This is a genomic window from Acinetobacter sp. UBA3461 (assembly GCF_002381195.1).
GTDB classification, from domain to species: domain Bacteria; phylum Pseudomonadota; class Gammaproteobacteria; order Pseudomonadales; family Moraxellaceae; genus Acinetobacter; species Acinetobacter schindleri.
Genome location: NZ_DFRO01000026.1, coordinates 274947 through 292715, shown reverse-complemented (window position 1 = coordinate 292715; position 17769 = coordinate 274947). Strand labels below are relative to the sequence as shown.

The following is a 17769-nucleotide window of genomic DNA, read 5'->3' as shown; positions in this document are numbered from 1 at the left end:
CACCTCATGTTTGAATTCGCCAGGTTTTCTTGAATAAAATCAAATAGACACCAAAGATCGGTTAAAGAGTTTTCAACTGGAGTACCTGTACATGCAATTTTAAAATCTGCTTTTTGAGCCTTCGCAGCCTTTGTAACCATTGCTGTAGGAACTTTAATTTTCTGTGCCTCATCGCAAATCATTATACTCCAGTCTTCTCGAGCTAGAGAAAATTCAAGATCACGCATCGTCTCGTATGTTGTTAAAACAATACCAGCATCACCACGCCAATCATCTTCTAATAGATTGGTAATACCATGATTCTCTCTTAACTGTGCTGAGACCAAATGCTTAGGAATTTTCCTGTCTTTTAAGTTATCACCATATAAACTTAATATTTTGGGAAATTTACTACTAAAAAATCGATTTGCTTCTGCTTCCCAATTTTCTAATAGAGAAACAGGGGCTACAACTAATACTGGTTTCTTATCCTTAGCATTTTCAAGATACTCACCAATGAAGCATAAGAGCTGAAGTGTTTTACCTAAGCCCATATCATCAGCTAAAAGACAACCACTAACCTGCTCAGGCGCATATTGATGTAAATTCTGCAACCATGCAATTCCATATTCTTGATGCGGTTTTAAACTAAATTCTTGGCTTCTAAAACTAGTAGGTAATCTCGCTACAGGAGGATTATTCTCATCAAAAAGTAAGCGATTTACTCGCTGTTTTGTAAATTCAGCTTCATCAATATTATTAGCAATTAATAATGTATCTTTTTTCTTTTTCTGTGAATTAGCTTTAGATTCTTCCAATATCTCTTTTGGCTCTTCTTTCTTAGAAGCATATAAACGGTCTAGTAATTTTTTAGCATCATCTAATGACACTTCTTTATCTGTATATGGAATTTCTACTTCATCTTGACTGTTTTGCTCTGCTTGCTTAATCCGATGTTCAAGTAATTCAATGGTTTCATCAAAATTTTCATCTTGTAGTTGCAGCTCTAAGTCCATTAAATGTTGTGGCAACCATTCGGACTCACCACTGTCTCTTTTTATAAATTCAGAGTTCAGCTTTTCTGCTTCACCAATACCAATAACACGACCGCTATAATTCGATAAATCCAATACTTTTTGAGCCTGTAATTCATCTTGATATTTTTGAATTTCGTTTAGATCATTTTTTAATTCTTCAATTTTATTATCTAAATAGCTACTTCGTTCAATTTCATATCCTGCCCATATAAAAATAGGGGATATTTTCTCATAAACTTGAATAAAATAAGAAGTCTGATCCGCATTATATAGTTCTAAAAAAATTGGATTTTGTTCTCTTTCAGAATTCTCGTGTAGCTCTAATTTCGCAGAAACATAATGATTTAACTCATCATAATTTTTTTCTATTTCTAAAGTATAAGTATAAATTTCTGCTTGCTGTTTTGACTCCTCAAAACTCTCAGGTGAAATAACTTCAATCGCATCATCACCTAGTTGAGCAAATGGATTGTGTAAAAATGCTTGTGCACGCTCACCAGAAATACGTCTGTTTGGCATTTTTTTAATTTCATTCAAAACTTGCTTCACTTGAGGCTCAATCACTACATGTGCAATTCCACCATCAGCTAAGCTAATATTGTATTGATCTTGAACATTATTATATTGATCAAAAGTTTTCAGCCAATTTGATGGAGCCTCATCAAATTCAGGCTGAACTTCTACAACAGACTCCTGGCTAATCAAATTTTTTCGAAGATTTAACTGTAATTTCTCAGGTGCTAAAACTACTGTCTTTCGTAAAAAATCATCTAAATTTGCATTAGATTTATTGGCTAGTTTTCTAATGTTCGCCCAATATTTTTGATTCTGTTTCGTATCTTTGTTTTCTGTACGTGAAAATTCTTTTATTTTTTCGACAAGTTGAAAAGTTGGTTCATTTAACAAATATTCAGCACCATTAATTGTTAAGAGCGCTCCAACTCGATGAATAAGGCTTTTAACTTTAATATTATTTTCATTCAACCAACCATCTAAAATAATTCTGAAATCTGGGTCACTTAACCCTCCTTCACTTCTAATTATTGGCCGAAAAGAAGACGGGGTTGGAAGGTTTAGTAAATGAATTACATTTTCATGTTCTGAGTCTTGCTGAAGTTGAAAAAGCTCTTCCCAAGGTAATACAAAATGGTCATCTATTCTGTATGCAAGCTCTTCCTCTTCTAAGCTTTCCCAATAGAAATCGGCATCTGTTTTAGCATTTGGTGTATATGAATAAATGATACCTATTTCATCATACGTTAAAGATTTGGAATTCGATTGAACAGGTTCTACCTGCTCTGCGTCAGTGCTTTTCTTTCTTTTCCAAAATGCTAATTTCATTCAAATATACCTTTCATAAATTAGTCTGGACAAATCCCCAGACTTTTTAATCTATTGTCGAAGGATTTCTCCCAAGCCCCATTATGTGATAAATAAAAATCAGCCCTTGCTGTAGATTTCAAATCTGTAATACTGACGACTTGTAGATTAGATTTAGAAGGTTTGTAAGGTAGATTTCTATAAAAATAAGTAGCGTTATTTAGTTCAGAGAACTCAACTATATAATAACCACCAATCTTTATCATAAATGCATTGGCTGCTGAACTCTTACCAGTAATTCGCTTGAATCTTCCTTGGTTTTTCCTTTTAAACTCTTCTTGTTGTCTAGTTGCACGAAAAATTGCATCCTCATTCAAAAATATTTCAGAGAGAGAAACTTGTTTAATAAAACGCATCCAATAATTAAATCTGCGTGTTTCGGCACCATAGCTAAAGACTTTAAAAAATGCTTCTAGATCAGCTCTTACGAACCATTGAATGACCATTCTTTTTGTATCAGCATTGACATTATTCCAACCTGCAGAAGACTCATATTGTGGATTCCCCCAATGGTTCAAGGCTAAATTTTTTAATGCTTCATACACTTTTTCCCGTTCAGTAGTTCTACTATATCTTTCTAACAAAGCAACAAGAATATCAGTAGTGTATAAGACTTTTTGCTCAGCTAATTTTAAGAAACGAGGAATGACTTTGAAATATTCATCTTCATTCATGGTTTTGATAGAGTGAATAGAAGACTTAATTAAATCATCCCAAAACCAACTATTAGATGTCATCTTTAAGCTTTCTAATTCGTTTGTAACACTACTTGCATCGTTATCTTCTAAAAAACTTTTTACAAATGTTTTTGTTGGGGAATTAGATAAAATTTCAGAATAATCAACAAGAGTATTCATCCATTTTTTAGGACGTTTTAAGTCTCTATAAACACTAGCCCTATTTGTATTTAGTATATCCCTTAATTGAAGCCAATTGGTGGGCTTGTCTTTTACATCCTCATTTTCTAAAGCAAAATAGCTATACAACAACGGGAAGTAAACAAGCCCAATAAGATCTATCTCTGATTGTTGAAAGTGCTGAACAATCCTTTTACCAATATCACTAAAAATAAGTTTTTCTTGTGTGCCTGGCAGCATTTTGCTTAATGCCCAAGCTAAATTTTTCCAATCTCTTCGTGTGAGGTGTTCAAAACCAGAGCTTTCTAATTTAGAAATTGACCTAAAAATTTTTTCATCTAAAGGAAGGCTATTCTCTAAATCATCAAACCTCTGTTCAAGTACAGAAAGTGTTTTGAGCAGTCGTTGAGGCTTTACGAATTTAGTATTAGTAACATCTAAAATTGAATTACCACCTACTTTCTCTTCCAAACGACGTTTCAAATTCGCTATGGTCATTGATATCACCTCGTCAATTGGCATGTTTCAATGGGTGATGAAACAAAATGAGGTTGAGGATCAGCACTGTCTTTTTCTTTAAGGCCATAAAACTGCATTCTTAATTCAACACGGCGGGATGCTTCTTTACTATCTTTAGCCGAGTTAAAAGATACTCCTCCAGCCAAGAATAGCTGCTTAACCTGGTTTTTTTGCTGTTCAGTTAAAGAAAGACCAGAACTAAATTTGGGATCAAGTAAACTACACATGACCCATTCGGAACGGCGCAAACTTAAATTTAAGTTATACAAATATGAGCCATCTGTATCTGTAAAACCTTCAATCACTATTTGCTTAAACCATTTTTCGCCTTGCGGATTATTTGCCTCTTCAAGAATAATCGGGACAATGCTATTTAGTCGGTTTCGACCTACCTCATTCAATCGATAATCATTGTGTGAAAATCGCCCAGCTTCACCAAAGTTTATACGATTGTTTTTACAATCGACTTCAATACCTGCATCTTTTAACTTCGCACTATGCTTGATGCTTTGACAAATATTTAAAATTTCTGCACTTCTTTGATCTTCAGCCTGAGTCGCCTCATTAATCTTTTTTGTTACGATCATCAGTGATACTGCCATAACAACAAGAAATAAAGTCATTAACGCAGTCATTAAATCTGCAAAAGAAATCCAGAACGGCTTTTCACCTTCATCTTTAGGACGTGGCTTTTTAGAGTACCGATTACCCAACATTAGTCATGTACTCCAGACTTAGTTTTTCTTTTGTCTAACGATTTCTTCAAGATCTTCAACAAAGCTACCTAAGCCTTCTACACCACTTGAGAGACGTTTAACTGCTTGGTCAAGCGTATTATCATATATCCCCAATGAATGATTTAGGCTTGTTTCAACTGAAGCTCCGAAACTATCAAAACTTTTTACTAGCACATCACTCACTTGCTCAAGATAATCCTGCATCTCTTTCTTCACTTGATTCAATGCTGTGGTCATTTGCCCCATATCCTCAAGTATTTTAGTACTCATACCGGTTTCAGATTGCGCTTGCTTAATCAGTCCCTCAAGCGTGCTGATCGCCTTATTAACGCTATCCTGAGAGTTTTTATAATCACTCAACAACGAAATAAGATTACTGCTTGCACTAGTCAAATGAGTAGATGTAGTAGTTACTTCTGAAATCAATTGTGATGTTTTATCAGTGACGTTAATCAGCGATGTACCCGCCATATTAAATTGTTCTGAGGCTAGACGCATTTTTTCTGCGCCGTCGTTCATTCCGGTAATACTATCTGTTGTCACCTGACTGAGCTTTTGAATATTGTTTTTATAAGCTTCAACTGCATTTTGACTTTGAACAATTAACTCTTTGATTTCTCCCCCAAGGCTATCAATTAGGGTTGAAGATTGTTCATGTAATTTATGCTGATTATCTGCAATTTTACGATCTTGCTCTATACGCTGTTGAGCAATATCAGCCATCATGCCTGACATTGTTCCACTCATATGCTCAATCAGCTCAGAAACCTTTCCATTTAATTGTTCAATCGCATATTGTCCCTGCTCTCCAATTTTTTCTGCACCTTTTGACAAGTGCTCCACCATAGAGTTCATTTGATCGGACATCGCATTTTGCTTTTGATGGATATCTTCAATCATTTTAGACATTTGGATTTCTAAGCTCTTTGTCGAAGTTTCACTATTGACCTTCATATCAGTAATTAATTGGGTGAATCCTAATTGCATTTCTTTCATTGCAGAAACTGATTGAGTCATCATCTCACTCATACCATTCATTTGAGTACCAAACGTTGATTCTAATTTGGTCATAAATGCAGTAAGCACATCTGTCATTAACTCTTGGACAACAGAGCTTTGATCACCACTAACCTGCTGTACACTTGATGCAATTTTCTCTAGAGGAACCTGTAAAGTATCAGAGATAGACTGCCCTATTTGATCAGCCATATCTTTGCTTGTCTTGGCATAGCTATCGGTAAGCTGTGATGCAAAAGCAATTTGATTCTTTTTATTTTCATCAACTAAGTTAGTCATCATTGTCTTTAGATCATTGACTAAACTATCTTTTAATTGTCTTGCGTTTGTTTCATTTGCCTGTGATGATTTTAGTAATCTAGCTAAGTATTCCTCACCTGTATCATCAGGTTCAAAGAAGTCATCAATCTCTGTTGTTAACATTTCTAATTGTGCATAACACTGTCTTAACCATGACTTCTCACGCCATGTAATTAACATTGCTGTAGCAATAGCCAATGCAGACGCCATAAAGGCTTCACTCACACCGCCTAACAGCAATCCAAGACTATCTTGAACTTTTTCAGGATCCCCAGCCGGATCAAAAGCTAATAATCCGAATAGTAAACCTGCAAATGTAGCAATAATACCAACACCAGTAATAATACCAGGTAGATGCTTATAAAATTCAACTCTTAACGGTGTATCGACGATAACTGATTGCGAGAAAAAAACATCGCTAGATACAGTGGCACGAGATGAACTCAAGACATCTGTACCATCAATGACTTCATAGTGATCATGAAAAGAATGTTTATAATTCAGCCAAGCATGTTTTAGTGGAATACTGTTATCAAATACATGATCTAAAACATTTTTACTCCGATTTGATTCTTGTTTAACTTGTTTTAAAGCTTTAATCGCATCAGATAATTGAGTATCAAGCTGTTTTGCTGGCTTAATATATTTTATGTAAAATTTATAGCTAATCACTGCAACAAATATTCCCATAAGTACCGGAATAATAAAATAACTTTGCAAAAATGCTGCAATAGCTAAAAAACTCACAACTACACCCCTTCAACTATTCTAAAGTTGATTTTTATTAAATAATTATGTGCAATATATCACAAAATATAAATCTATCTAAAATCAAACAATAAATGCCTTGTTTTTCATAATCAAAGAAGATATTTAAAATTTTCTTGAAAAATTATCAGCTATTCACGTCACACTTTAAAATAAATTTTAAATCATTACCTGTTAAGTAATCAAAATTATACTTAATGGGTATATATGTTGAGTTCAGCACAAAATATTGCACCTAATCCCAAGCAAAGTAACTACAAAATTTTAAAATTTTCTGGCTCATCCAAATTAAAAGGCACTACCCTAAGCTTTGCACCATTTGTATCTCTAAAACTAAAATGATCTAATGGCTGATCAAACTTTCTTGCTCGATACGGATACACCAAAATCACTTCACTTTTATGTTTCAGATAGTAGTGGCTATAAGCGAACATCTGCTGAATATCACTATCCTTTAAGCCATAACGTCCACCACGATCATTTTGATCTATCAGTTTCCACTTGGTATCCAACACAATATTTTTTGCATTAGATTGAGAACGATCAATGAAAATATCAGGTTTTAGCTTAAATATCTTACTCTGACGGTGCTCACAAATATGCTCTGTCGCATGCTGTGTTTCAATCTGATATTCAGGTAAATTTCGGCGCAAATGATAAGTTACAAAGTGTTCGAACAGCTTTTCCATCGGGAAAAGCAAACTCATACCCCGCCATTCACCTTGTGTAGATACAGGCATGTACTCACCTAAGATCAGTTCCGTCCAAGGTTTGATCTCAGTATATGGCGCAAGTAATCGCCCAGATTGCCATTGCCTAAAATCCTGTTTAATCTTTTGACTTCGTGGTATTTCACTTGTCATCAAACGTAGCTCTTGAGCAAGCTTCCAATTGCTCGCATCTTTGGTCTTTTTACAGACGATTTCTAATGCTGTGCGAATCAGACGGTTCTCAGGTCGATTGACCTCGTAGACATCATGTTCAATCGGGAAAATATGCTTCTTTGTAGGTGGCTGACGCATGTATTTCACATGCTGTAATTGCCCACGTAAAAACTTTTGCTCTTCTTGTACACGGTTATAGTCAAAACGTAGTCCACGTTGCACTAAACGCTCAAATGATGCGAGAAACTGCGTCATGATCCATTCATGCAAAGGCTGTTTAAAGCGGTTTAGATTTGCATTCCCTGCCTCTCTATAGGGTAAGTGCAAAGATACACTCAGCATTTTTTGAAGAAGTTCCCGCTCGTCTTGGATCACTTTTTTATCATCTACGCCATTAAACTCTACATGCTTCGGTAATATTTCTATGCGTGTCCCACATGGCGTTTCAATCACACCCACATATTGATCCAGCTTTAGCTTTTTACGCCCAGCAAGTTCAAATACTTTTGCGCCGTGCTTGGAGAAAGAAGCTGAGAGCTCACAGAGATGCTCAAATGCTTTTTCAGGAATATAGGCATGGTCTAAGCTTGAGGTAGGACAACCTTCATAAGCAACGCTGATGAAGGCATATTCTCGGATGGGAAAATCAGCCATAAGAACTTAGCCCTGTGAACCAAGTATGGAAACAAAAGCATCTATGCTTTCAAACGCTTTATTATCGATTTTCCAGATTTTCTTTTCATCTGAATAACCAAGTTCTTGTTCAAAATTTGACGGGAATAAGCTATTTATTTTTAATGTATCATCTTCAATCAACATCCCATTATTAAAGAACACCAAACTAATCTTTGCCCAATCATCGAAGAAGTATTCTTGGAGTTGAGGGATAATTTTTTGTTTAAAAATCCTAGCTAAATGCTCAAGTGTTGGCAGTTTCTTTAAACTCATAAAGTTGGCATGACCAATACAATGATCACGGTCTAACAACACTTCAATACGCTGATTAATTACCTTTAATAGTTCACCAATATTTAGACCTTCTACCTCTACATCATTTAATAGTTCTGGCTTTGGTGGCATTTCGATAAAAATAAAACGACGGCGCAAAGCAACATCCAGACCAGTCAATGAACGGTCTGATGAATTCATTGTGCCAATGATGTAGACATTGTTTGGTACAGAGAATTCTTTTTTCGAATATGGTAATGTCACAGATAACTCTTCTTCAGCACCTTGACGTTTTGAATCTTCAATCAAAGTAATGAGCTCACCAAAGATACGGGAAATGTTGCCACGGTTGATTTCATCAATAATTAATACAAAGTTTTTTAATTTAGCATCAGTAATATCTGAATTTTTTTCATCTAATTTTGATTTAATGTAGCGAGCGACAGCCCAAGCATAGGCCTGATTACTACGTATATTTTCGCTAGGGTCTATTAAGTAATTTTTAATTGCTTTTTTTGAAAGCACAATTTCATTTTGTGTTGTAGTTCTAACAGAGATTCCTCCTTTCCCTGAGCTGTTAAACACTGTGAACTCCACACCTGTTTTGGTTTCCAAAACCTTTTCATTTTGTGAGATTTCTTTAACAAACTCATCTATTGTTCTATCTATATCAACTTCCGATGCTTGTTTAAAAACTGCTCTCTTACAAATTTCTTTAAATACGCCCGCTTGAACATCATATGTTAGCTTTCCTGTATCATCCGTTTCAGCACGAATCCCTTCTACAAAATCTTCATAGCTAAAACTTTGATGGAAAGTGACAAACTTAATTTGACCTTGTTCTTTGTACTGATCAAAACGCACTTTTAATGCCGTGCGATCTTCTTGCTCTAAAACTTCAAGAGTCTTATTTTCAATGATGGATAAGGCATGGTTAATACTGTGAAAGGTTTTACCTGTACCTGCTGCACCAAATAAAATACGGTTTAAAGGTTGTTGAGTCATGACATCATCCACTAATTCTTCGATTTGCTGTTTCTTTTGTTTGTTATCCAGGTAACCTTTTCTAATCATGGCAAAAAGCTTTTCAACGTATGGGAAAAACTCTTGATCCCCCTGATCTTCCAATAAAATAAGCAAAAACTCTGGTAATGGCATTTTTACATAGGATTCATAGCCAATCCTTTTTATGTTTGTTTCCCCTACTATGGGAATCACACAAGGATTACTAAAGTCTTGATATAAGAATGCAATCATCCATTTCAGTCCTTTAGTGAACTGAATCTGATCAATTGCATTTAAATCACGGCGCTGGACAGCATCTATGATATCGAGTATTTCCTGTTTGATTTTATGAAATGCCTGTTCAGGATTATCTCCAAGCCGTTTATTCCATGAATACGGTCTTTGATTATGATATTTATCATTGTCGCCTAAGCTGACTGGCTCCCAGATATCAAAATAGCAAGCAAAGGTGGGATCACCTTGGGTTGGATCAAAACTGTCAATTTGAGCGATAAAGCAATCTCTGTTTTTAGCTTGATGATATTCTTCAATAGTTAAATTCTTAAGGCGTTCAACAGGCCATAGTTCTAAAAATGCTTTGGCTTTTCGTTCAAGCACCGTGGTCTGATCAGCACTTTGTTCATACCAATCACACAATTTTTCTAACTCATCTAGATTACTAATAATTACAGAAAATGCTTTTTTTCCAACCTGTAATGTTTTGGCATGTGTTGATAGATGATGGTGACGTGTATCAGTTTCTGAGTATTCTTTTTTAACCGCTAGTTTAATTTCTTCTGGAGGTTGAGCATCGCAGAAAATAACTGGCGTTTTAGCTTTTGGATCTAAAGCTAATTCTCTTCCTAGAGGTGTTTTAAATGCCGCTATATGAACTGTTCCTGAATATGTATTAGGATACCTTTCTTTTAGATATTCTACAGCTTGGACTGCTGTCAAACTCTGATTTTTATAATCGACAGGCAACAAGCCTTGTCCATTCAAACTCATGCCAAATTCAAATGCGTATTTCTGCAACTCACATAACCAGTCCGTGAATTTATAATCAGCAGTATTCTTAGAAGAAAATTCCAAACAGAAATTTGGATCATTTTCATAGATAAAATCTGCCAGAGCTTGAATGACTCCCAATTTAAAAAAGAATTCACCATTCTCATTATTTCCTAAATGGCTCACTAATAGAAATTCTTTTACCCTACCTGTTAAAATAGGCTTAATACCAAAACCAAGATAGCCATATTTACCACTTCCCGCATGATAGATGTCTATATTAGGAAATATAGCCCGTATATCGTTGAGTGCTTGCCAAAACCACTCTATTTCAGCATCTTCTAATTTTTCTAAAAAAATTTGAATACGATCAACTTCAAATTTAGCCTTCAGTTCTTGCAAATCCACTATTAATACCTATTTTATAAAAATTTAATTTACTAAATCACTTTTATATCAATGAAAATATTAACCTTTCATTAACATTCCCTACTTTAACTCTTTCAACCAATTCAATTAATTCTACTTTTAAAATTTCTTCCCAAATCTATATTTAGTACCGTGTTTAACACTTAACTCCCCTCAATTTTTTGTATATACGACACAAATACACGTACAACTTTTCCATATTTCAACTTTAAATCATCAGCCTCTACACAAACTGACAAATGGATATCTGCATTAAATTATCCGCTATTTGAGCGGTATTAATCATTAAAATTGTTTTCTACATATACATAAAAATCATTACCCACACGATCATATTTAAAGGCCATGGTGTTACGCGCCATCCATCGCTTTAAAAGTTTTTCGTAGACATTGGCTTTTTTAGTTGAGGTCGCACTAAAGGACCAATAATGAATCCCATGCTTATAAATAAGTTCTTCAACTCTCTGACTAATCTCATGAAAAACTTTTAAGGCCGGTAACTTCAAGTTGAGATCTTCATATATGGGGTCATCTCTAAATAAGGCTAATTCGGGATGTTTACGGTAATTGATCTGGACTCTGGCACGTGGTGGTCTGTTTAAAGAGAAGGAAAAACTGTAATGATCAAATTTGAGTATGTAATGTAATCCATCAATCATTAAGTCTTCTTTCAAAATCATGCGAGGTCCTTCGTAAAATGATAACCAAGAACATTATTGTAGATCTCCATCAAGAGATCTTGATCTTCCAATGTTTGAAATGAGCTGCCGAAAAAATCACGATCAGTCGTATTAAATAATTGAATAAAATGTTTTGGATAAGGTATTAATTTTTTACGCTTACAATAGGCAAAATATTCACTAGCATCTTCGAATAAAATCCACCACTCCTGAGGACTACCAATTTGGTTTCCACCCATCGGATGTAATTTATCAAATAGAGCATTCAGTAAATATTGAAAATTAAACTGCATACAGCCGTATTCAAACTCTGGATATTCAGAATCCAGATCTAAAGTATTTATATGCTGATGAATTGCATAAGCCTCTTTTAGTATTTTCTGAACCTTTTGATATTGTTTATAGCGAATCAAATCTTTGGAAGATATTTTGAGAAGCCGCGATAAGTCCATATTGTCGCTCAAATCAGCGAGTTTAACTTCGCAAGCAATCGGATTTTTTACTGTTCTTTGCACTGCCTGAAAACGACTTTCACCATCTTGTTTTGTGACGGCTAAAACTGCATGAATAATTTTTTTATTAAACCCTAGTGATCTTAAATCAGTTACCGATGTTGCTGTATCTTCCAAAATATCATGCAAAACAGCTACAATTTTGGCATCAGGATGTTGTGTATTTTGCATGACACGCAAGGGGTGATGGATGTAGGGTTGCCCTGCTTTATCTATTTGACCCAAATGCCGTTCAGTTGCGAAGGAAATTGCTTTTTCTAAAGTAGCGATATGATATTTCCTCTATATTTAATCAAATTTTATTCAATTATATTAATCAATTACAGCAAATAAATAAAGTTCAATCATAGCTATAACGTCAACTCATGTCGTCTCATTAGGCAAACCTATTTGGGTTAAATCTAATTCTTTTACAAGCTGATCAGCTTTCAATTTCCTTACCATTCTGCCCATGTTGGTTTGTGGTCCAGCTACGGCTACATATTCATTTGCAGGAGTGATAATAAATGTTTCTAGAGATTCATTTTGAAATTTCTCCCAGAATAAAGTCATTAACCATTCTGCGGCATCTTTCACTTTAACGGTTGTTTGTGAAGGTTCTTCGTTGACGTAAAGTCTAATATTGGCGTCATCATCTTGAATGCTGACTAGACATTTCGATGTGATTTGAAAGTAGTGACAAATTTTTAGAATATTTTGATTAAAGACTGAATCCTCACACTCCCTGGGTTGTTTCACCCAAAAAAACAATTGCCCATTTTCTTTTTCATTAGCATTTGAATAATGCAGACTCAGCTGTTCAATCGTACATTTTAAGCCAAATAAAGCAGCTGCAATTTCGACTTTATGAGTGAAGACTGGAAGTATATAGATTCCTGCTTTTTCATTAGAGGTATCGTCCAATATCAGTTGATTGATAAGATCTAAATCTTGAACTGTTTTTTCAGTTTGATGTACACCCATATTTTCCTCACGATAAGCGAATTATAGTTATTTGGTTTATAAGGATTAATTTCATAACTTACTCTACGGTTTAGATATTGAATTAGCAAACCTATCGAGCATCTTTGCGACATTAATTGTCGTCTAACTATTGTTTATTGAACCGACTGCCCTTCAGTTGAAATTATTCTGTGTTAGCATTTAATAGAAAATTAAACAAATCTTTTAAAACTTTACTTCACTTATTAGTTAGATATTTATGTACTTTTCAGATCTCGATTGGATTTGACTCATACATAGATATGCATTCTTCAACGAAACGTTTTTCAAGTAGGCATTTTATGATTTATCAGTATTTTCAAGAAATTAAAGACTATAACTTTTCCGAAGATCAAATCTTAGTATTTGGCTGTCATGAGTTAGGTAAGCATTACTCCGGATATGCACAAACGGCTCTACATCATTTTGGTGCAAAACTAGGTCAAGGTGAAGGAAGACAAGGCCAGTCTTATGGCATTCCAACCATTGCTAAAAATGGGGAAGTATTGGATTTAAATCTTATTCAAAACTATATCAATAACTTTAAGCAATATGCCAAAAGCAATCCTCATCTTGAGTTCTATCTCACTGAGATTGGCTGTGGGTTTGCCAATTTCAGCGTAAATCAAATTGGCCCTTTATTTAAAAACTCACCGACCAATATTTATTTTCCACGCAGCTTTGTTCCATTCTTAGAAGATTTAACGGTATTTTCTGTAGAAGATATTGAACACGTGTGGAAAGCGGATGATACACATATTGAGTTGCCTTTAAACACTGGAACAACTGTACGTTTGAAGCTAGATCACCATCAGCGCTTAAACATGCAGCCAAATGTTTGGGAAAGAATTAATACCAATCAAAATATTCAATATCTCACACTCAATGAACAGCAGTTTAATCAACTCGATCAAGCGATTGAAAATTTTAGAAAGGAAGAAGCTTTATTATTTTCTGAACTGATGTGATCACCAGGATTTTTTTAAGCCTTATTTTCTTTTTATAGATCATCGTTATTTGTGAACGGTGATCTATAAGCTAATCAAATGGGTAAATTAATTACACATAATTAAGCAAGGGCAGTTCATCAGGATAATGGAATAGCTAATTGTTTTAATCGCTAGCTAAATCATATCGCCATCGGGTCACAATTTTGCCATACCTTTGCCAATGTTATCCATGCCTTACTTTCTTTTGTCCAAATGCGACGACATAACTCCGTCAGATCATGAAATTGCCGGTCTGCTGCTCTTGATCCACCATATTCCCAATGTCCTTCATAAACCCGAGCATTGGCCAACTCTAGCATTCGATCTGCCAAAGCAATATGTTCTTCAACAAATTGTTGTTCTGTGATGCCATTATGTGCAAAATCTCGCAAACAATCTCCGGACTTTTGAAGTAAATGTTTTGTTTCCCTTATCCATAGAGAAAAACAACGATCTCCACTTAAACAATCAATAAATTGCTTAAAGTTTTCAAGTTTTGTCTTAAATGCAAGATTCGCTTTTATTACTGCATGAAAAGCAGGTGGTAGTTCTTCTAAATCTTTAAAGATAAGCAATTCTTTATATACATAATCCAAATATGCTGGTTTATATGTTTTTTTTAGTGGTTGCATTATATTTTCCCCTTATTTTAATCCAATATACGACAAAAAAACGTGCTCACTCATGAGCACGTTTCAATTTTTAAGATTCTTTTTTTGCCCGTGTTTTTTTCACAGGCTTACTCGCTTCCCGTTCCGCCTGAATTTTAGCAAGCAAACTTTCTGCACTATTGATGCCTGTAATTAACTCTTGATGCTGTTCACGCCACTCGGCAGTCAGTTCACCGCTAAATGCTTTGGCTAAAATAGATTGAGTCAGTAAATTCACTCGTTTTTGGGCTGATTGAACTGTTTGCTCTATCCCATCAGCTAAATTTAAAAAGTCATTGACCTTTTCCACAATGATCTTTTGCTCTTCTATACTTGGATATAGAAATGGTAATGTTTTAATCCTAGTCAAAGCTAATTTACCTTGAGCAGCTGACTTAGTTTCTAATTTAATAAGTTGTTGCAAATAATATGAGCGTAACCAAAAACCTAAAAATTGAGAGATTAATGGTTTTTTATAGTTAGTCAATTTAGCTGCATTTTCAGTTAAATTCGCACCATCATATTTTTCAGGCGTAATACCTGCATCACCAATTGAAGCACCAACAATAGTAATGTAAGCATCATATTTATGAATGACGTAATTCTTTATCAATTTTTGAGTTTCTGGTCGTAAATACATTTGTGTACTACGAGCCTCTTCAGTTGCAATGATAGTTCCATTTTTAAGCTGACCTGCTCTGATATAGGGATATCCCGTATTTTCAGAAACAAGTTCCTCACCTTTTGGTAATCTCTTACCACCTTTAACATCAGCGATATCTTGTATCTGTTTTAATTCCCAAGTATTTGGAATTTCCAAACCTGATTCATCAATTGTGTAATCATCACAACCACGCCACTCCTCCGTCAACCTCCCACTCACAGCATCTGCCAAAACCGACTGACGGAATTTTTTAAGAATGGCAGGAATCGCATCTAAACGCGTTTTAATCTGCTCCACTTGAGCAAGCATCACATCAAGCTGACGAACGATTTCTTGTTGTTCGGCAATTGGTGGTAATGGAATATTCAGGTCTTTAAATTGATCATTTCTTAAATGAACCTGCGTTGCTCCAACTTTCTCATTTTTAACCTGCAAACGATACAAAGGGCTATTTGAATACCACATTAGATAACGTCGATCCAATGCGTTATTTAATAGTAATTTATACATTCCCTGTGTAATTACTGCCTTTTGTGAACCTTTATAAAGGGCTACTAAACCAAGAAAATCAGCTTTTTGAGATAAATCACGTAAAGTCACTAATACATCATTTTTTTGAACAATTTTATCTGTATTAGAGCCAATAAAGTTATCAGATAAATAATTAGCAGAATTCTTAATTTTGAGGGTACCTGACTGTTTGATATCCCCTTTATTTAATGCTAAAACCCCTGATACTTGATAATCTGTCGTTTTAGGACTCAATCCACCAAACATATCATCTACAAGTTGACCAATATCTGTAGTTTTCCACTCAACAGGCAAATTCTCTAAACTCATACCTGTTCCTCAGCATTTAAACCTAAAGCATCTGCAAGCAATTGCTTTTGCGTATTCGCTTCATCGGTTTGACCTAAGGCTTTCATTAACGCATCTAATTCAACCAGAGCCTGAGTTAGTTCTGACATCGCCTCACTTGCCAATACATGCGGTTCAGGCAAATTCGCAGCATCCACGGCGTCATTGTCTTTTAACCATGAAATATCTAAAGAATCACCCTTCTGCTCTTTAATCCATTCACGACTAAACTTACGCCAACGGCTGTTCTCAAGTGTTTGCTCTTGGCTTTCTTCCGTGAGCGACCATTCACCTTCAGTACGTGGTGATAAACCTTTAGGATCAGTGCCGTAGACAACTTCAAAACCTTTTAAATGTGCTTCGGTAAATGGCGTACGCTTGCCAAAACTTGGCATATTGGTACGCAGGTCATACACCCAAGTATCTACAGTGCAATGTTCATCTTGCAGCGGGTTGGCTTCTGTTCCTTTGATAAAGAACAACACATTGGTTTTTACGCCTTGTGCGTAGAAAATCCCTGTCGGCAAACGCAGAATCGTATGCACATTACATTTGTTCATCAGATCTTGACGAATTGCTGTACCTTGCCCAGCTTCAAACAGCACGTTATCTGGTAAGACCACGGCAGCACGACCACCTGGTTTTAAGTTCTTATAAATGTGCTGCAAGAATGCCAATTGCTTGTTTGAGGTATTAAATGGCAAATCATCACGGGTAATACTTGCTTCACCACCTTTAGACGTACCAAATGGAGGATTGGCTAAAATCACATCAGCTTTTGGCAAAGCCTGCCCTACAGGACCAAGCGAGTTCCCGAGTTTAATTGCTCCTTGCTCACCACCAATATCATGCAACAAACAGTTCATTTGTGCTAAACGGCGCGTATTCGGTACAAGCTCTACACCAACAAATGCATCTAAAGTATAGAACTGAGTTTCTTGTTCAGTCAGTGCATATAAATCATGGTGCTGTCGTATATACGCATCCGCAGCAATCAAGAAGCCTGCTGTACCACATGCAGGGTCTTGAATCACTTCACTTGGCTTGGGTTGCATACAACGCACGATACTATTGATGAGTGGGCGTGGGGTAAAGTACTGACCTGCGCCTGACTTGGTTTCAGTAGCGTTCTTTTCCAATAAACCTTCGTATAGATCACCTAGACCATCCGCTTTAATGCTAAACCAGTCCAGTTTGTCAAACTCATTGATCAACTGCTGTAAATGCCGTGGTTCACGTAAACGTGTTTGAGCATTGGCATAAATTGATGCAATCAGCTCATTCTGATTTTGCGATAAATCAAGCAACATCTGCTTATAAAAATTCAGTAACTCAATACCGTTATGATCTTTAAAATGCGACCATTTATATTTTTCAGGATAAATCTTGGCAAGTGTAGAAAACTCATCATCTAACTCATCGACCATTTTCACGAAGAGCAGCATGACCAGTTCAGATACATAGTCACTATAGTTAATTCCATCATCTTTTAATACGTCGCAAAGATTCCAGAGCTTTTGGACAATGTCATTTTGTGTCATGTGCTGTACTTCATCAAAAAAGTGAA

At 35.5% G+C, this 17769-nt stretch carries 12 protein-coding genes and 1 pseudogene; 1 reads left to right on the top strand and 12 read right to left on the bottom strand.

All coding sequences use genetic code 11. The features are described from left to right. From B3D47_RS07385 to B3D47_RS07345, 9 genes and pseudogenes are all read right to left on the bottom strand, one after another. Positions 1–2357 (bottom strand): DEAD/DEAH box helicase (locus tag B3D47_RS07385; RefSeq protein WP_286861013.1); only part of this gene is annotated, 2357 nt, incomplete at its 3' end. 20 nt (positions 2358–2377) lie between these two features. Next, positions 2378–3751, bottom strand: coding sequence for an EH signature domain-containing protein (locus B3D47_RS07380; RefSeq protein WP_286861009.1), 1374 nt, complete (start codon positions 3749–3751; stop codon positions 2378–2380). Positions 3752–3756: 5 nt separating this feature from the next. Next, on the bottom strand, positions 3757–4488 hold the full coding sequence (gene zorB1, locus B3D47_RS07375) for a type I Zorya anti-phage system protein ZorB1 (protein ID WP_286861004.1): 732 nt from the start codon (positions 4486–4488) through the stop codon (positions 3757–3759). An 18-nt stretch (positions 4489–4506) separates the two neighbouring features. Further along, positions 4507–6573: an anti-phage ZorAB system protein ZorA gene (gene zorA, locus B3D47_RS07370; protein WP_286861000.1), complete on the bottom strand. Its 2067-nt coding sequence runs from the start codon at positions 6571–6573 to the stop codon at positions 4507–4509. A gap of 275 nt (positions 6574–6848) precedes the next feature. Then, positions 6849–8132 carry an McrC family protein gene (locus B3D47_RS07365; protein WP_286860994.1) on the bottom strand — a complete coding sequence of 428 codons (1284 nt, stop codon included), beginning with the start codon at positions 8130–8132 and terminating at the stop codon, positions 6849–6851. 6 nt (positions 8133–8138) lie between these two features. Then, complete coding sequence (locus tag B3D47_RS07360) at positions 8139–10439, bottom strand: McrB family protein (RefSeq protein ID WP_376747611.1); 2301 nt, start codon at positions 10437–10439, stop codon at positions 8139–8141. A gap of 707 nt (positions 10440–11146) precedes the next feature. Further along, entirely contained in the window at positions 11147–11548 is a 402-nt protein-coding gene (locus B3D47_RS07355) for a hypothetical protein (RefSeq protein WP_286860988.1), read from the bottom strand. Positions 11549–11919: 371 nt separating this feature from the next. Next, a pseudogene (locus B3D47_RS07350) lies at positions 11920–12330 on the bottom strand (guanosine-3',5'-bis(diphosphate) 3'-pyrophosphohydrolase); the annotation flags it as partial. Between the two features lie 93 nt (positions 12331–12423). Further along, complete coding sequence (locus B3D47_RS07345; protein ID WP_286860986.1) at positions 12424–13023, bottom strand: hypothetical protein; 600 nt, start codon at positions 13021–13023, stop codon at positions 12424–12426. 281 nt (positions 13024–13304) lie between these two features. Here B3D47_RS07345 and B3D47_RS07340 point away from each other — a divergent pair, with 281 nt between their 5' ends. Continuing rightward, on the top strand, positions 13305–14009 hold the full coding sequence (locus B3D47_RS07340) for an A1S_2505 family phage non-structural protein (protein WP_286860983.1): 705 nt from the start codon (positions 13305–13307) through the stop codon (positions 14007–14009). A gap of 161 nt (positions 14010–14170) precedes the next feature. Here the strand turns inward: B3D47_RS07340 and B3D47_RS07335 are convergent, their stop codons facing one another. The 3 genes from B3D47_RS07335 to B3D47_RS07325 all read right to left on the bottom strand — a co-directional run bounded on the left by B3D47_RS07335 (position 14171) and on the right by B3D47_RS07325 (position 17743). Next, on the bottom strand, positions 14171–14662 hold the full coding sequence (locus B3D47_RS07335) for a hypothetical protein (protein WP_286860981.1): 492 nt from the start codon (positions 14660–14662) through the stop codon (positions 14171–14173). A 70-nt stretch (positions 14663–14732) separates the two neighbouring features. Then, a complete protein-coding gene (locus B3D47_RS07330) occupies positions 14733–16184 on the bottom strand; it encodes a restriction endonuclease subunit S (protein WP_286860978.1) in 1452 nt (483 codons plus the stop codon). Then, complete coding sequence (locus B3D47_RS07325; RefSeq protein WP_286860976.1) at positions 16181–17743, bottom strand: type I restriction-modification system subunit M; 1563 nt, start codon at positions 17741–17743, stop codon at positions 16181–16183. The genes B3D47_RS07330 and B3D47_RS07325 overlap by 4 nt, the downstream gene beginning before the upstream one ends. Positions 17744–17769: the final 26 nt, after the last annotated feature.

Coding starts and splice junctions, on each gene's coding strand:
- B3D47_RS07340 (WP_286860983.1), top strand. CDS start 13,305: ATGCATTCTTCAACGAAACGTTTTTCAAGTAGGCATTTTATGATTTAT.
- B3D47_RS07355 (WP_286860988.1), bottom strand. CDS start 11,548: ATGATTTTGAAAGAAGACTTAATGATTGATGGATTACATTACATACTC.
- zorB1 (WP_286861004.1), bottom strand. CDS start 4,488: ATGTTGGGTAATCGGTACTCTAAAAAGCCACGTCCTAAAGATGAAGGT.
- B3D47_RS07325 (WP_286860976.1), bottom strand. CDS start 17,743: ATGACACAAAATGACATTGTCCAAAAGCTCTGGAATCTTTGCGACGTA.
- B3D47_RS07360 (WP_376747611.1), bottom strand. CDS start 10,439: ATGAGTTTGAATGGACAAGGCTTGTTGCCTGTCGATTATAAAAATCAG.
- B3D47_RS07330 (WP_286860978.1), bottom strand. CDS start 16,184: ATGAGTTTAGAGAATTTGCCTGTTGAGTGGAAAACTACAGATATTGGT.
- B3D47_RS07380 (WP_286861009.1), bottom strand. CDS start 3,751: ATGACCATAGCGAATTTGAAACGTCGTTTGGAAGAGAAAGTAGGTGGT.
- B3D47_RS07345 (WP_286860986.1), bottom strand. CDS start 13,023: ATGGGTGTACATCAAACTGAAAAAACAGTTCAAGATTTAGATCTTATC.
- B3D47_RS07365 (WP_286860994.1), bottom strand. CDS start 8,132: ATGGCTGATTTTCCCATCCGAGAATATGCCTTCATCAGCGTTGCTTAT.
- B3D47_RS07335 (WP_286860981.1), bottom strand. CDS start 14,662: ATGCAACCACTAAAAAAAACATATAAACCAGCATATTTGGATTATGTA.